At 68.2% G+C, this 15,624-nt stretch carries 15 protein-coding genes; 11 read left to right on the forward strand and 4 right to left on the reverse strand.

Annotated features, from left to right (window positions below; all coding sequences use genetic code 11):
- Positions 1 to 51: 51 nt before the first annotated feature.
- Positions 52 to 435: a DUF427 domain-containing protein gene (locus tag AWB89_RS07085; RefSeq protein WP_085098380.1), complete on the forward strand. Its 384-nt coding sequence runs from the start codon at positions 52 to 54 to the stop codon at positions 433 to 435.
- Here the strand turns inward: AWB89_RS07085 and AWB89_RS07090 are convergent.
- The gene (locus AWB89_RS07090) at positions 415 to 822 is read right to left on the reverse strand and encodes a nuclear transport factor 2 family protein (protein WP_085172509.1); all 408 of its coding nucleotides are present in this window, start codon (positions 820 to 822) and stop codon (positions 415 to 417) included. The two genes, AWB89_RS07085 and AWB89_RS07090, sit on opposite strands and share 21 nt — an antisense overlap.
- 90 nt (positions 823 to 912) lie before the next feature.
- Here AWB89_RS07090 and AWB89_RS07095 point away from each other — a divergent pair, with 90 nt between their 5' ends.
- A complete protein-coding gene (locus AWB89_RS07095) occupies positions 913 to 1,824 on the forward strand; it encodes a DNA-3-methyladenine glycosylase family protein (RefSeq protein ID WP_085172511.1) in 912 nt (303 codons plus the stop codon).
- Positions 1,825 to 1,897: 73 nt separating this feature from the next.
- The gene (locus AWB89_RS07100; protein WP_085098389.1) at positions 1,898 to 2,446 is read left to right on the forward strand and encodes a Dps family protein; all 549 of its coding nucleotides are present in this window, start codon (positions 1,898 to 1,900) and stop codon (positions 2,444 to 2,446) included.
- On the opposite strand, the gene AWB89_RS07105 is transcribed toward AWB89_RS07100, so the two are convergent.
- Entirely contained in the window at positions 2,443 to 3,876 is a 1,434-nt protein-coding gene (locus AWB89_RS07105) for a chloride channel protein (RefSeq protein WP_139830685.1), read from the reverse strand. The two genes, AWB89_RS07100 and AWB89_RS07105, sit on opposite strands and share 4 nt — an antisense overlap.
- Positions 3,877 to 3,987: 111 nt before the next feature.
- On the opposite strand from AWB89_RS07105, the gene AWB89_RS07110 reads away from it, so the two are divergent.
- The 8 genes from AWB89_RS07110 to AWB89_RS07145 all read left to right on the forward strand — a co-directional run bounded on the left by AWB89_RS07110 (position 3,988) and on the right by AWB89_RS07145 (position 12,025).
- The gene (locus AWB89_RS07110; RefSeq protein ID WP_085172513.1) at positions 3,988 to 4,950 is read left to right on the forward strand and encodes a pirin family protein; all 963 of its coding nucleotides are present in this window, start codon (positions 3,988 to 3,990) and stop codon (positions 4,948 to 4,950) included.
- Between the two features lie 2 nt (positions 4,951 to 4,952).
- Positions 4,953 to 5,588 (forward strand): TetR/AcrR family transcriptional regulator, encoded by a 636-nt coding sequence (locus AWB89_RS07115; protein WP_085098395.1) that lies wholly within the window; start codon positions 4,953 to 4,955, stop codon positions 5,586 to 5,588.
- 138 nt (positions 5,589 to 5,726) lie between these two features.
- On the forward strand, positions 5,727 to 6,668 hold the full coding sequence (locus AWB89_RS07120) for a class I SAM-dependent methyltransferase (protein WP_085172732.1): 942 nt from the start codon (positions 5,727 to 5,729) through the stop codon (positions 6,666 to 6,668).
- Positions 6,669 to 6,683: 15 nt separating this feature from the next.
- On the forward strand, positions 6,684 to 7,625 hold the full coding sequence (locus AWB89_RS07125; protein WP_085172515.1) for a class I SAM-dependent methyltransferase: 942 nt from the start codon (positions 6,684 to 6,686) through the stop codon (positions 7,623 to 7,625).
- Positions 7,625 to 8,551, forward strand: coding sequence for an SAM-dependent methyltransferase (locus AWB89_RS07130; RefSeq protein ID WP_085172517.1), 927 nt, complete (start codon positions 7,625 to 7,627; stop codon positions 8,549 to 8,551). Before AWB89_RS07125 ends, AWB89_RS07130 begins: the two co-directional genes overlap by 1 nt.
- 146 nt (positions 8,552 to 8,697) lie before the next feature.
- Positions 8,698 to 10,137 (forward strand): aldehyde dehydrogenase family protein, encoded by a 1,440-nt coding sequence (locus AWB89_RS07135; RefSeq protein WP_085172519.1) that lies wholly within the window; start codon positions 8,698 to 8,700, stop codon positions 10,135 to 10,137.
- Between the two features lie 54 nt (positions 10,138 to 10,191).
- Positions 10,192 to 11,052 carry an SDR family oxidoreductase gene (locus AWB89_RS07140; RefSeq protein WP_085172521.1) on the forward strand — a complete coding sequence of 287 codons (861 nt, stop codon included), beginning with the start codon at positions 10,192 to 10,194 and terminating at the stop codon, positions 11,050 to 11,052.
- A 4-nt stretch (positions 11,053 to 11,056) separates the two neighbouring features.
- On the forward strand, positions 11,057 to 12,025 hold the full coding sequence (locus tag AWB89_RS07145; RefSeq protein WP_085098412.1) for an NADPH:quinone oxidoreductase family protein: 969 nt from the start codon (positions 11,057 to 11,059) through the stop codon (positions 12,023 to 12,025).
- Between the two features lies 1 nt (position 12,026).
- Here the strand turns inward: AWB89_RS07145 and AWB89_RS07150 are convergent, their stop codons facing one another.
- Together AWB89_RS07150 and AWB89_RS07155 are read right to left on the reverse strand one after the other, a co-directional pair.
- The gene (locus tag AWB89_RS07150; protein WP_085172523.1) at positions 12,027 to 13,745 is read right to left on the reverse strand and encodes a PE-PPE domain-containing protein; all 1,719 of its coding nucleotides are present in this window, start codon (positions 13,743 to 13,745) and stop codon (positions 12,027 to 12,029) included.
- Positions 13,746 to 13,936: 191 nt separating this feature from the next.
- Positions 13,937 to 15,598, reverse strand: a complete 1,662-nt coding sequence (locus AWB89_RS07155; protein WP_085172525.1) for a PE family protein — start codon at positions 15,596 to 15,598, stop codon at positions 13,937 to 13,939.
- Positions 15,599 to 15,624 lie beyond the last annotated feature (26 nt).

The raw sequence follows: 15,624 nt of genomic DNA on the forward strand, positions 1-15,624 counted from the left end.
CGTTGGGTCCAGGCGGTTGTTGCAACCCCTATCCGCGTCTGAGGAGGAACCATGAGCCACCCCGAAATCAAAGAACCGAGCGCCGGGCATCCGATCACCATCGAGCCGACGAAAGGCCGGGTGCAGGTGCGCATCAACGGCGAACTCGTCGCGGACACGACCGCGGCGCTGGAGCTGCGCGAGGCGACTTTGCCTGCGGTGCAATACATTCCGATGAGCGACGTGGTCGCCGACCGGCTGTCCCGCACCGACACCAGCACCTACTGCCCGTTCAAGGGTGACGCCAGCTACTACAGCGTGACGACGTCCGCCGGCGAGACCGTCGACGACGTGATCTGGACGTACGAGCAGCCGTATCCCGCCGTCGCCGCCATCGCGGGGCACGTCGCCTTCTACCCCAACAAGGCCGAGATTTCAGTAGCCCACACTGGGTGACTGGGGCAGCGCGCGCGCTTGGGCGCGCGTGTCGCTGTATTCGCGCATCGAGACGATCAACCCGTCGCGGATCTCGAAGATGCAGGCGAAGGGGCTGTCGTATTCGACCCCGTCGGTGTTGACGCCGGTTGCCTGGGCTTCGACCACCACCGCGTCGCCGTCGGCGAAGCAACTGCGCAGTTCGACGCTGAGCTCCAAGCTCCGTTTGCGCCACTCGACCGATTGCCGCAACGTCGCCTTGTCGAACGATATGCGGGTGTACAGACTCCAATAGGTGAAGTCGTCGCTCAGCAGCGAGAAGCCCTCGTCCAGGTCGGCCCCCTCGGTCAGGCTCTGCAAGAACATCCAGGCGAGCTCCGTGTGCGGGCCATCGAATGGCGTCATCACATCGCAATATTGACTTGACGGATAGTTTGCGGTCAAACCGCGCGATCCTTGCAAAAGGTTCGGACTTATCGGGATTGAGAAAGGCGTCGGGTGCAGAGCGCGCGAACGGTCACGTTCCCCGGGGCTGCCAGCTACGGGCACACCCTCGCGCCCCTGCGGCGGGGTCCCCGAGATCCGTGCTTCCGGACGCCCGGCGACGGCGCCATCTGGCGAACCAGCCTGCTGCCCACCGGCCCGGTCACCGCACGGATCACCCGCGCGGCCGCCAACGCCGCCCATTGCGTGGCGTGGGGCGACGGTGCGCAGCAATTCGTCGAGATGCTGCCGGCGATGCTGGGCGCCGACGACGACGCCTCGGACTTCGTGCCGCGCGATCCGACGGTCGCCGCGGCGCATCGGCGCGTCCCCCACTTGCGGCTGGGCCGTACCGGGCTGGTGCTGGAAGCCTTGATCCCGGCGATCATCGAGCAGCGGGTGCCCGGCGCCGACGCGTTTCGGTCATGGCGTCTGCTGGTGTCCAAGTACGGCACCCCCGCGCCCGGGCCGGCCCCGGACGGGATGCGGGTGCCGCCCTCGGCCGAGGCGTGGCGGCACATCCCGTCGTGGGAGTTTCATCGCGCCAACGTGGATCCGGGCCGAGCGCAGACCGTGGTGGGCTGCGCCCGCCGCGCGTCGTCGTTGGAGCGACTGGTGGCGCGGCCGGCGGAGCAGGCCCGCCGGGCGCTGACGTCGCTGCCGGGGGTGGGTGAGTGGACCGCCGCCGAGACCGCGCAGCGCGCGTTCGGTGACGCCGATGCCGTGTCGGTGGGTGACTACCACGTCCCGAAGATGATCGGCTGGACCCTGTTGGGCCGCCCCGTCGACGACGCGGCGATGCTCGAACTGCTCGAACCGATGCGACCGCACCGCCACCGCGTGGTTCGGCTGCTGGAAGCCAGCGGGCTGGCATACGAGCCCCGGCGGGGGGCGCGGCTGCCGGTGCAGCACATCAGCGAGATCTAGCTCGCGTTTCCGGCAACTGCCATCGGGTAACCCCTCTGGAAGACGTGACCGTGTGTGAACCAGGGAGGGATCGATGACACAGTTCACCATTCCGGGACTGACCGACAAACAGGCAGCGCGGCTTACCGAACTGCTGCAAAAGCAACTGAGCACCTACAACGACCTTCACCTGACGCTCAAGCACGTCCATTGGAACGTGGTGGGCCCCAACTTCATTGGCGTGCACGAGATGATCGACCCGCAGGTCGACGCGGTCCGCGGATTCGCCGACGACGTTGCCGAGCGCATCGCCGCCCTGGGGGCGTCACCGCAGGGCACGCCGGGAGCGATCATCAAGGACCGCACCTGGGACGACTATTCGGTGGGCCGCGACAGCGTCCAGGCGCACCTGGCCGCGCTGGACCTGGTCTACACCGGTGTCATCGAAGACATCCGCAAATACATCGAGGAGACCGAGGAACTCGACCCCGTCACCCAGGACCTGCTGATCGATCAGGCGGGGCACCTGGAGAAGTTCCAGTGGTTCGTCCGGGCCCACCTGGAGAGCGCGGGCGGGAAGCTCACCCACGAGGGCTCGTCCACCGAGCGGGACGCCGCCAGCAGCGCGCGCAGCGCCTCCTAACGCGCGCGCTCGGCGGCCGCGGTGTCCCGGTTCAGCCGCTGCGCCTCGTAGATGGTGACGTTGGTGCGGGACATCACCAGCGCCGCGATTCCGACGGCGAGGATCGCCCCCGGCACCACCGAGAACGAGCCGGTCATCTCGGCGACCATGATCATGATCGCCAGCGGTGCGCGGGCGACGCTGCCGAAGCAGGCCATCATCCCCACGACGACGAAGATGCCCGGTTCGTGGGGCACGCCGGGCAGGCCGGACAGCTCGCCCAGCCGCCAGACCGCGGCGCCCACGAAGGCGCCGATGACGATCCCCGGGCCGAAGAGCCCGCCGGAGCCGCCGGTGCCGATCGACAGCGACGTGGCGACGATCTTGGCGACCGGCAAGACGACGACGATCCACAGCGGGATCGCCATCAGCGAGCCGCGGTCGGCGGCCAGCTGCGCCCAGCCGTAGCCGCTGCTGAGGATCTGGGGAATCAGCAGGCCCAAGAGGCCGACGAGGAGTCCGCCCAGCGCCGGCTTGAGCACCGGCCCGCCCGGCAGGCGATGGGTGAGCCGCACCGTGGTGTGGAAGGTGCGGGCATACAGGTAACCGACCGCCGCGGCGGCGAGCCCGATCACCACGAACCACAGCAGCGGCCAGGACTTCTCGAAGCGGTATTCGGCGTCGATGTAGCCGAACAGCGGATCGAAGCCCAGGAACGCCCCGAGCACCGCATACGCCGTCCCCGAGGTGATGAACCCGGGTAGCAGGAAGCGGTAGTCGAAATCGTCGCGGTAGGGGATGGACGCGGCCAGCACCGCGCCGCCCAGCGGGGCGGCGAAGATCGCCCCGATGCCCGCGCCGATGCCCAGCGCCACCGCCGTCCGGCCGTCCTCGTCGGACAGGTGCAGCCGCCGGGTGAGCAGCGAGGAGAAGCCGGCGGAGATTTGTGCCGTCGGGCCTTCCCGGCCGGCCGAACCGCCCGAGCCGATGGTGAGCGCGCTGGCCGCCATCTTCACCAGCACCGCGCGGAAGCGGATGGCGCGGGGATCGCCGTGCACCGCCTGGATGGCTTCGTCGGTCCCGTGACCGGTGGCCTCCGGGGCCAGCTTCGCCACGATGAACGCCGACAGCAACGCTCCGCCCGTCGTCACCAACGGCAGCGCCCACGGGCGTTGAAAGCCCGCCGATCCGTGGCTGCCGCCCTCCCCGACGGGCGTCGGAAGGTGGTAGCCCGCGAGGTAGCCCAGCAGGAAGTCGGCGGTGTACTTCAGGGCGAAATAGAAGACGACGGCACCCAGGCCGGCGATGAAACCGATCGTGACGCCCAGCAGCAGCCACTTCTGCAGGTAGCCCGACTTGCGGATCGAGGCCCCGAATCGTCCGCCGGCGGCCGGTGCCGAGGCCACGTGGGCCTCGGCGGTTTGGGGTTCGTCGTCCGGAGGTCCGCTCACGGCGCCGACCTGACCCCAAGCACCACGTCATCTTAGGACGACCCACGACGGCGGGGAATAACCGGACCGGAGTCCGGTTATATGGGGCAGCATTTATCGAAGGAGGTAGACATGCCTGCCGTAACCGCAGACACGCTCACGCTGCCACGCGTCGGCGCCGCAGGCCCCGGCGACACCGATCGGCCGGTCCGGTCGATCACCACGGGTCCGCGGGGCTACGAGGGCGAGGGCTTCCCGGTCGTCCGCGCGTTCGCCGGGGTCAGCGCGGCGGCCCTGGATCCCTTCGTGCACATGGACCAGATGGGGGCGGTCGAATACCAGCCGGGCGAACCGCGGGGCACCGATTGGCATCCGCACCGCGGGTTCGAAACCGTGACGTACATGATCGACGGCAAATTCGCCCACCAGGACTCCCACGGCGGCGGCGGCCTGATCTCCGATGGCGCGACGCAATGGATGACGGCCGGGTCGGGCATCCTGCACATCGAGACCCCGCCGGCCGAACTGGTGGAAAGCGGTGGGGTCTTTCACGGCGTCCAGCTGTGGGTGAATCTGCCGAAGCGGGACAAATTCGCGCCGCCCCGGTACCAGGCGATCGAGGGCGCCGACGCCGCGCTGCTCGCCTCGGACGATGGCGGAGCCCTGGTCCGCATCGTCGCGGGCGAGATCGACGGCCACCGCGGACCTGGCCTCACCCACACGCCAATCACGTTGGCGCACGCGACGATTGCGCACGGCGCTCGGCTCAACATTCCGTGGCGGCGCGACTTCAACGCGCTGGTGTACGTGCTGTCCGGGAGCGGCTCCGTCGGTCCCGTCGCCCACCCGATTCGGTCGGGGCAATTGGCGGTGCTCGGGCCGGGCGATCGGATTACCGTCGGGGCCCCTGGCGAGGCAATTGATGTGCTGCTGCTGGGCGGGCGGCCCATTCGCGAGCCGGTATTCCACTACGGTCCTTTCGTGATGAACAGCCGCGCGGAATTGATCGAGGCGCTGGAGGACTACCAGGCGGGAAAGTTCGGCACCATTCCGCCAAATGCTTTAATGCCGCACCATGGCGGTGGCACAATTTAGCAATGTCGGCAAAGGCGAGTCGCAGGCCTGGGCGCCCGCCCGCCGCCAAGGCGGATGAGACTCGCCAACGCATCATCCAAGCCGCTCGTCTGGTGTTCAGCGAACGCGGTTACGACGGCGCGACGTTTCAGGCGATCGCGGCACAGGCCGACCTGACCCGCCCCGCGATCAACCACTACTTCTCCAGCAAACGCGTGCTGTTTCGGGAAGTGCTGGACGAGACCAACAGATTCGTCATCGGGGCCGGCATCAAACAGGCGGAGCGGGAGACCACTCTGATCGGGCGGCTGACGGCGTTCATCTCCGCCGCGGTCCGCGCCAATTCCGAAAATCCCGCCGGATCGGCGTTCTTAATCACCGCCGTGCTGGAATTTCAGCGGCACCCGGAATTGCGGCCGGGCGAGAACGATTCCGTGACGCTCAGTCGCGATTTCCTGATGCGCGTCGTCAACGATGCGATCGAGCGCGGCGAGGTCATCCCGGGCACCGACCCGTCGGCCTTGGTCGAGACGCTGCTCGTGGTGATCTGCGGCGTGGGCCTGTACGCCGGGTACGTGCGCAGCTACCAGGCGATGTTGGGCGTCACCGGGATGCTGCGGCAGCTCTTGGAAGGCGCGCTCTGGCGCCCTGAAACCTAGTCCGACGGTGACGACCCGCCGCGCCCGGCGATGCCGCGCTTGCGATCGCCACGAGCCGGTTGGCGCCGGTCCGGGCGCAGTGAAGTTGCGCACAAAGCGTATAGGCTAACTAACTTACTCGGTAGCATGGTTCGGGTGATGACTGATCTGGATGCGTCGTTACCTCCTTCATTACGGACTGCCGGCGACAGCTGGGCGATCACCGAATTGGTCGGCGCCACCGCGTTGGGCGTCGCCGCGGCGCGTGCGGTGGAGACGTCCGGGGCCGATCCGCTGATCCGCGACGAATTCGCTCTCCCGTTGGTCTCGTCGGCCGGCCCGGCCTGGGCCCGGCTGGCCGACCCCGAGCTGGCCTGGCTGGACGGCGATCCGCACGGGAAGCGCGCGCACCGGATCGGGATCGACTACCAGGCGGTGCGCACGCATTTCTTCGACGAGTACTTCGAGGACGCCGCCCGCGCGGGGATTCGGCAGGTCGTAATCTTGGCGGCCGGGCTCGATTCGCGGGCCTACCGGTTGAAGTGGCCGCCGGGCACCGCCGTGTACGAGATCGACCAGCCCAAGGTGCTGGAGTACAAGACCGGAATTCTCGAGCAGCAGGGCGCGGCTCCCACCGCGAGCAGGCGCCCCGTCCCGATCGACCTGCGCGACGACTGGCCCGCGGCCCTGGCCGCCGCCGGATTCGACCCAACGCAACCGACGGCGTGGCTGGCGGAGGGGTTGCTGCCCTACCTGCCGAGCGACGCCCAGGACCGCCTGTTCGAGATGTTCACCGCGCTCAGCGCGCCGGGCAGCCAGGTCGCCGTCGAGGTGTTCGGGATGAATTCGCGCAGCAATTCGCAGCGCTGGCTGCGGATGCGGGAGCGGCTCGGGCTGGACGTCAACGTCCAGGCGCTGACCTTTCACGAACCCGACCGCACGGACGCGATCCAGTGGCTGTCCGACCACGGCTGGCAGGTGAACGCCGTGGACAACCGTGAAGAGATGGCCCGATTGGGCCGATCGGTTCCCGACGACCTGGCCGACGAGGCGGTGCGCAGCACCTTGCTGCGAGCGCGTCTTGACGAGCCGAACACCTGATAGAGGAGCAACCCGATGAGCTCACTGCGCACCCACGACGACACCTGGGACATCAAGACCAGCGTCGGCAGCACCGCGGTCATGGTGGCCGCGGCCCGCGCCGTCGAAACCGAGCGGCCCGACCCGCTGATCCGCGACCCGTACGCCAGGATGCTGGTCAGCAACGCCGGCGCCGGCGTCCTGTGGGAGGCGATGCTCGACCCCGAGGTCGCGGCCAAGGTGGAAGCGCTCGACGAGGATTCCGCCGCCCACCTGCACCACATGCGCGGCTATCAGGCCGTGCGGACGCACTTCTTCGACACCTACTTCAACGACGCGGTCGCCGCCGGGATCCGCCAGATCGTGATCCTCGCGTCCGGGCTGGATTCCCGCGCGTACCGGCTGGACTGGCCGGCCGGCACCACGGTCTACGAGCTCGACCAGCCCGAGGTGTTGGCCTACAAATCCGGGACGCTGGCCGACAACGGCGTGACGCCGTCCGCCGATCGCCGCGAGGTCGCCATCGACTTGCGGCAGGACTGGCCGGCGGCGCTGCGGGCCGCGGGCTTCGACCCGACTCAGCGCACCGCGTGGCTGGCCGAGGGGCTGCTGATGTACCTGCCCGCCGAGGCCCAGGACCGGTTGTTCACCCTGATCGGCGAGCTGAGCCCGGCCGGCAGCCGGGTCTCGGCCGAGACTGCACCCAACCACGCCGAAGAGCGCCGACAGCAGATGCGGGAGCGCTTCAAGAGGGTGGCCGACGAGATCGGCCTCGAGGAGACCGTCGACGTCGGCGAGTTGATGTACCGCGACGAAAACCGCGCGGACGTCACCGAGTGGCTCAACGAACACGGCTGGCGCGCGACGGCCGAGCACTCGATCGACGCGATGCGCAGGCTGGGCCGGTTCATCGAGAATGTCCCGCTGGCCGACGACAAGGACGCGTTCTCCGACTTCGTCGTCGCGGAACGGCTGTAATGCCGCGCACCGCGGACGATTCCTGGGACATCGCCACCAGCGTCGGGGCGACCGCGGTGATGGTGGCGCTGGCCCGTGCCGCCGAGACGGCCAGCGCCGAGCCGCTGATCTCCGATCGGTTCGCCGAGGTGCTGGTGTCTACTCCCGAACTCGAGGGGGTTCGGGAGCAGGTCGCCGCCTGGTGGACGCCGGACCCCGACGACGAGGCCGCGGATTTCACCGTCGACTCCCGGCACATGATCAATTACCAGGCGGTGCGCACCCATTTCTTCGATGCGTACTTCGCCGAGGCGGCGGCCGCCGGGGTTCGCCAGGTGGTGATCCTCGCCGCCGGCCTGGACTCGCGCGCCTACCGGCTGGACTGGCCGGACGGCACCGTGGTCTACGAGATCGATCTGCCCAAGGTGCTTCAGTACAAGGCCGAAACGCTGGCCGCACACGGGGCCGCCCCCGTCGTCGACCGGCGGCCGGTGCCGGTGGACCTTCGCCACGACTGGCCGCAGGCGCTGCGCGACGCCGGCTTCGATGCCACCAGCCCGACCGCCTGGCTGGCCGAAGGGCTGCTGCCGTTCCTGCCGGCGGCCGCGCAGGAGGCCATGTTCGCCTCCATCGACAAGCTGAGCGGGCCCGGCAGCCGGGTGGCCGTCGAAATCTTCGGGGTCGACCGGGACAAGCGCCGCGAAGCGGAGCAGAGGTGGCAGGAATTGCGGGCCAAGCGCGAGGCCCGCGGCCAGGACACCTCGTTCAACCCGTTCGACCTGTGGTTCGACGACGAGGGCCGGCCCGACTGCGCCGACTGGTTCGCCGCCCACGGCTGGACGACCCGCGCGACGAGCGCGCTCGATGAGGGTCTGCGCCTGGGCCGCGCCCCGCAGTCGGAGGAGAGGCCGTTCACGAACAGCTTTGTGACGGCTACCAAACCCTGAGCTGAAATGCCGCCCGCCGGATCGGGCTGATCCGGTCGGGGCGGATCCTTCCTATTGCTCCCCCAACCGGGTGGTTAGGATCGCGGTTAACACCGATGAGCGGCCACCCGCGTTGCAGCGGGCGACTCTGCTCGGGAAGGACAACGATGACCACCGAATCGGTTGCACCGAAGACATCGGAATCCACGAACGGCGCCCACTCTCACTCCGAGGCTCGGCCCGTCGACGTCCCGGCCACGGTGGCTCGGCTCCGCAAGACCTTCGCCACCGGCCGCACCCGCGACATCGAGTGGCGCAGGCGGCAGTTGCTGCAACTGGCGAAGCTGATGGAAGAGAACGAGGCGGCGATCGCGGCCGCTCTCGCCAAGGACCTGGACCGCGGCCCGTTCGAGTCGTTCATCGCCGACGTTGCGACGACGGCCGGGGAGGCGAAGTTCGCGGCCAAGCGCGTGCGCAGGTGGGCGCGCCGCAAGTACCAGTTGCTCGAGGTGCCGCAGCTGCCCGGCCGCGGCTGGATCGAATACGAGCCCTACGGCACCGTGCTGATCATCGGCGCGTGGAACTACCCGTTCTATCTGACGCTGGGTCCGGCGGTCGGGGCGATCGCCGCGGGAAACGCCGTCATCCTCAAGCCGTCGGAGATCGCCGCGGCGTCGGCGCACCTGATGGCCGAGTTGGTGCCGCGCTATCTCGACAGGGACGCGATCGCCGTGGTCGAGGGCGACGGCTCGGTGAGCCAGGAGCTGATCGCGCAGGGCCTGGACCGCGTGTTGTTCACGGGGGGCACCGAGATCGGCCGCAAGGTGTACGAGGGCGCCGCACCCCACCTGACCCCGTGCACGCTGGAGCTCGGCGGCAAGAGCCCGGTGATCGTGGCGGAGGACGCCGACGTGGAAGTCGCGGCCAAGCGGATCGCCTGGATGAAGCTGCTCAACGCCGGGCAGACCTGCGTCGCACCCGATTACGTGCTGGCGGACGCGAAGATCCGCGACGAGCTGGTCAGCAAGATCGGCGCCGCCATCACGAAATTCACGGCGGACAAGCCCAACGGCATGCGGATCGTCAACCAGCGCCAGTTCGACCGCATCAGCGGCTACCTCTCCGGTGACGACGGCAAGGTCATCGTCGGCGGCAAGTGCGACCCGTCGAGCCTGCGCATCCAGCCCGCGGTCGTCGTCGACCCCGATCCGGACGGCCCGCTGATGCAGAACGAGATCTTCGGGCCCGTACTGCCGGTGATCACCGTCCAATCCCTGGATGAGGCAATACGTTTCGTCAACTCGCGGCCCAAGCCGCTGTCCGCCTACCTGTTCACCAAGACGCGCGAGACCCGCGAGCGGGTGATCAAGCAGGTGCCGGCCGGCGGCATGCTGGTCAACCACCTGGCCTTCCAGGTGTCGACGGCCAAGCTGCCGTTCGGCGGCGTCGGCGCATCGGGCATGGGCGCCTACCACGGCCGCTACGGCTTCGAGGAGTTCAGCCACCGCAAGTCGGTGTTGACGAAGCCGACCCGGCCGGACCTGTCGAAGTTCATCTACCCGCCGTACACCGCGCGAGCCTTCAAGATGGCTCGCAGGATGTTCTGACACCACCCCGATTCCCTTATCACCCAAGTCCTTTGAACAGGAGAGAGGAACCTGATGCCTGGAGTGCAGGATCGCGTCATCGTCGTCACCGGAGCCGGTGGGGGATTGGGCCGTGAATACGCCCTTGCCCTGGCCCGTGAGGGCGCCAGCGTCGTCGTCAATGACCTCGGCGGGGCCCGCGACGGCACCGGCGCCGGCCACAACATGGCCGACGAGGTGGTCAAGGAGATCAAGGACGCGGGGGGCCGGGCGGCCGCCAACTACGACAGCGTTGCGGACCCCGAGGGCGCCGAGAACATGATCAAGACCGCGCTCGACGAGTTCGGCGCCGTGCACGGCGTGGTGAGCAACGCCGGCATCCTGCGGGACGGCACCTTCCACAAGATGACGTCCGAGAACTGGGACGCGGTGCTCAAGGTGCACCTCTACGGCGGGTACAACGTGATCCGCGCCGCCTGGCCGCACTTCCGGGAGCAGAGCTACGGCCGCGTGGTCGTCGCCACCTCCACCAGCGGTCTGTTCGGCAACTTCGGGCAGACCAACTACGGGGCGGCCAAGCTGGGCCTGGTCGGCCTGATCAACACGCTGGCGCTGGAGGGCGCCAAGTACAACATCAAGGCCAACGCGGTCGCCCCGATCGCGGCCACCCGGATGACCGAGGACATCCTGCCGAAGGAGGTGCTCGAAAAGCTCACCCCCGAGTACGTCGCACCGGTGGTGGCCTACCTGTGCACCGAGGAATGCCCCGACAGCGCATCGGTTTTCGTCGTCGGCGGCGGCAAGGTGCAGCGAGTCGCGCTCTTCGAGAACCAGGGCATCAACTTCGACAAGCCACCGTCGGTGGACGACATCGCCTCGCACTGGACGGAAATCACCGACCTGTCCTCAGCGCAAAAGGCCGGCTTCAAGCTGTAGGGCCATGAAAGCCTGTGTGGTGCAAGAGCTGTCCGGCCCGGACGGCATGGTCTTCACCGATATCGAGGACGTCGCCGAGGACGGCAACCACGTCGTCATCGACGTCCGCGCCGCCGGGGTGTGCTTTCCCGACCTGTTGCTGGCCAAGGGCGAGTACCAGCTGAAGCTGCCCCCGCCGTTCGTCCCGGGCATGGAAGCCGCGGGCGTGGTGCGCTCCGCGCCGGAGGGGTCGGGATACCGCGTGGGCGAGCGGGTTTCGGCGTTCGGCATCCTGGGCGCCTACGCCGAGCAGGTGGCCGTTCCGGTGCCCAACGTGATGCGCAGCCCCGCGGAACTCGATGACGCCGAAGCGGTTTCGCTGCTGGTCAATTACAACACCATGTACTTCGCGCTGGCCCGCCGCGCCGCGATGCGGCCGGGCGACACGGTCCTGGTGCTGGGCGCCGCCGGCGGGGTGGGCACGGCGGCGATCCAGGTGGCGCAGGCGATGGGCGCGAAGAAGGTGCTGGCCGTGGTGCACCGCGAGGCCGCGGCGGACTATGTCGCTTCGCTCGGTGCCGATCTGGTGGTGCCGCTGGTCGACGGCTGGGCCGACAAGGTGCGTGATTACACCCAGGGCCGCGGGGTCGACATCGTCGTCGACCCCATCGGTGGGCCGGCCTTCGACGACGCGATTCGTGTGCTGGCGATCGATGGCAAGCTGCTGGTGATCGGCTTTGCCGCCGGCGGCATTCCGACGGTGAAGGTCAACCGGCTGCTGCTGCGCAACGTCAGCGTGGTGGGCGTCGCGTGGGGCGAGTACCTGAACAAGGTCCCGGGTTCGGCGGCCCTGTTCTCGTGGGGGCTGAGCCAGTTGGTTTTCCTTGGGCTGAAACCGCCTCCGCCGCAGCGTTATCCGCTGTCGGAGGGTGCGGTCGCGCTGCAAAGCCTGGCCGACGGCGGCGTGCTCGGCAAGGTCGTGCTGGAGCCCTAGATCACTGGGGACCGGGGCTGGGCGTTCCGGTGAAGATCGTCTCGGCGGCGTTGACGAAGGTGAGAGCCTCGAAACCGCCCGCCAGGGTGACCAGGCCGACATCGGCCGCGATCGGCCGGCCGAAGGCATCCATGAGCCCCTGAACGGGATTGACCGTGATCGCCTCGTTGATCCCGTCCAGGAACAGGTTGAAGTCGTAGGACGGGATAGACACCGCGACGGCCGTTGCGATGTCTGCCGTCGGAAGCAGCGTCGCGTAGGCCGTCGAGACGTCGGTCGTCAGGGTGCCGACGATGTTGTTGTTCGCCGACTGAAGCGCCTGAATGACGCTCGTGATCGACGTCGGCATCGACGCCGACGGCGGCAGCGTCAGGGCGGTGAGGCCCGATGTGGCGGCCCCGGGAAGCCCGCTTGCCAGGGTGGACAGGTCGTGAGTGAAGGCGTTGACTCCCTGCGCGGTGGCGCCGGGGAAGAGCGACACCAATTCGGTCGTTGCGCTCAGCGGCGGCAGGAACCCGAACGGGGTCTGGATATCGGCGGGGCTGGTGGACCAGCCGAAGTTGGGGTCGCCGTAGCCCCAGTTGACGAGGAGCTTGAGGTCCGGCTGGATCAGGTCCGCCAGCGGGTTGCCGATGACCGGGAGCAACCGCAGCGGCGTCAGCAGCGGCAGGTTCTCCGTGGGAATCATGTTGTACGTGGTCATCGACGGGTCCCCGGACTGCCCCAGCGTGACGGCTGACGCAAGCTGAGTCGCCGTCAGGTGCGGGTAGGTGCCGTGGATGAACACGATGCCGGCGAGGGCGTTGAGGTCCGAGAAGATGTCGATCGGATAGCGCGGGAAGTCGGCGAAGCCGTCGTACTCGAGCGACCAGATGGTGGTCGGGAAGTCGTTCGAGGGCGTTGAGGTGCCGAACGTGATGCCCAGGCTGGGCAGGCTCAGGCCGGGGAAGCGCGCGAGCAGGCCGCCGTTGGGGTTCGCCGGGTCGCCGAGCAGGGTGAAGTACGCCTGGATCGGGTTCCCACCTGTTCCGTTGGTGAAGCCCTCGGCGAGGAGCTTCGGCATTTCCAGCGAGGCGATGATCGAGCTCTGCGAGTAGCCCAGGATGGAGACGGAACCGCTGCCGCCATGCAGGAATGGAGTGATCTGCAGGTTGACCGCGTTGTCGAGCGCGGTGACCCCGCGTGCCAGCGATATGTCCAGCGTCAGGTCCTTGACGCCGGTGTACGGGTACAAGCCCTCGGCCGTGGTCACCGGGATGGTGAGCGCGCTGGTGAAGTTCGTCAGGTAGCGGCTCGTGACGTTGGCGATGTAGCTCGACGGCGGATTGGCGGTGCCGCTGCCGGTCATGATCAGGATCGCGCTGACGGCCGGGTCGGCCGACTGTTGCACCGCCGTGAAGGCGGGGGCGGCCGCGCCGGACAGGCCTAGCGTGCCGGCGATCTGGGCTTCGGCTTGCGCGTAAGCGTTTCCGGCGGCGGCCAGCGTCGCGGTGAACTGACCGTGGAACGCGGACGCCTGCTGGAGCAGCGCCTGATACTCCTGACCGAACGAGCCGAAGAACTGGGCGGTGATGGCCGACACTTCGTCTTGGGCCGCTGCGGCGAGGTTCGTCGTCGAGCCTGCGGCGGCCGCCCGGGCCTCGTTGATGGCCGACCCGATCGTGGAAGCATCCTGTGCGGCCGTAGCGAAAATTTCCGGCTGCGCAACTAAATTCGTCATCGCCTCTTCCCTTTCGAACGCAGGGGCACGCGTGGTGGTCCCGCCGACGCCGCCAACCCGATGACCAGGCGCATCGCCGGAACCGGCACGCAGTCAGCTTAGGAGCGATCGCACCTTGCCGTTGGCATTTTGCGCCGTTGTCTTTGGGCAATCCGCGTTGTCTTCAGGCAATCCGCCTGCCGCACGCCGCGTTAGGGGACGAGGCTCTGGATGTCCTTGACGTTGCTCGCGAGCGCCGAAACGATCGTCAGGGCTTCGACCCCACCCGCCACCGTCCCCAAGCCGACGTCGGCGGCGATCGGATAGCCGATCGCGTTGATGAGGTTGCCCTGCCCGAGCTGGCTCAGGAAGAGCTCGGAGTCGTAGAAGGGCAACTCGGTGGCGAGGGAGTAACCGATGTCGGCGGTCGGCAGCACGACGGCGTAGTCGGTCGACACGATCCGGTTGACGGTGTCGAAGACCTGTTGCGGTGACGGGAAGTTGGGCGGCGTCGTCGTCGGGCCCGGTGCGCTCGGCAGGGTGAGCTGCGGAACGACCGCGGGGGGCTGCGCCGCGATCTGCTGCATGTCGAGCGAGAAGTCGTGGATTCCCTGCTGGGTGCCGGCGGCCAGCGCGTTAAAGACGGTGCCCGGGTTGGCATCCGGGAACAGACCGAACGGCGTCGGCACGTCCGCGTAGCTCGTCGAGTACCCGAGGGTGGGGTCGGGACCGTAGCCGAGATTGACCAACACCTTCAGGTCCGGTTGGAGCAGGTCCACCAGGGGCTTGCCGATGACCGGGATGGCGCCCAGCGGCTTCAGCAGCGGCAGCTCCGCCGTGGGAATCATGTAGTAGGTGGTGTTGCCGGTGTAGCCCGGGGACGTCGGCAGCTGAATGGCGTTGTCGACCTGGAGGGGCGTGAGATCCAGATACGTGGTGTGCACGAAGACGATGCCCGCGACCGCGTTGAGGTCGGCAAGCAGATTGATCGGGTACCGCGGGAAGTCGGCGAACCCGTCGTACTCCAGCGTGTAGTTGGCCACGTGGTAGGGCGTGTTGGCGTTCATCGCGGGGTAGAAGTCCAATCCCAGCGCGGGCAGGGACAGGTTTGGGAAACGCGACAGCAGGCCGCCGTTGGGGTTCACCTCGTTGCCGGTCAGCACGAAGTTGAGCATGTTGACGGGCGGCGGGTTCGCGCCGAAGAGCGAGGTGCCGTTGGCGAGGTTCTGCATCTCCAGCGAGGAGATGATGGCGCTCTGCGAGATGCCGAAGACGGTTACCGATTGCCCCTGATTGTGGATCGTGTTGTACAGCGTGTTGTCGAGGATCGTCACGCCCTCGGCCACCGACTGATTCAGGGGCAGGCTCTTGACGCCGGTCAGCGGGTAGAGCTGCTCGGGCGTGAACAACGCTTGCAGCGCGTTGGCCGAACGGACGTAGAGGGCGTTGGCCCGGGTGACGAATGACGTTGAGGGGATGGGAACCCCGGTGCCGCCGATGAAATACGACACCTGGTTGGCCGGGAACGGGGGAATCGTGGCGGCCGGCAGCGGCGCGGCGGGCGCGGGCCCGCCCAGCCCCAGGGTGGCGGCGATGCCGGCCTCGGCCTCCGCGTAGGCGAGCCCGGCGGACGCCAGCGTCTGCTGGAACTGGTTGTGAAACGCCGCGAACTGCGCGACGACGGCCTGGTACTCCTTGCCGACGGCGCCGAAGACGTTCGCGATGGCCGCCGACACCTCGTCGCCGGCCGCGGCCGCCACGCCCGATGTCGGAGCCGCGGCGGCGGCGGTCGCGGCACTGAATGCCGAGCCGATCCCCTCGATCTCCGTCGCGACCGTTGCCAGCGCCTGCGGATCAGCGATCACATACGACATCGGCCCCATCCTCTCCGGACAACAGA

It is taken from the genome of Mycobacterium paraense (assembly GCF_002101815.1).
GTDB classification, from domain to species: Bacteria; Actinomycetota; Actinomycetes; order Mycobacteriales; family Mycobacteriaceae; genus Mycobacterium; species Mycobacterium paraense.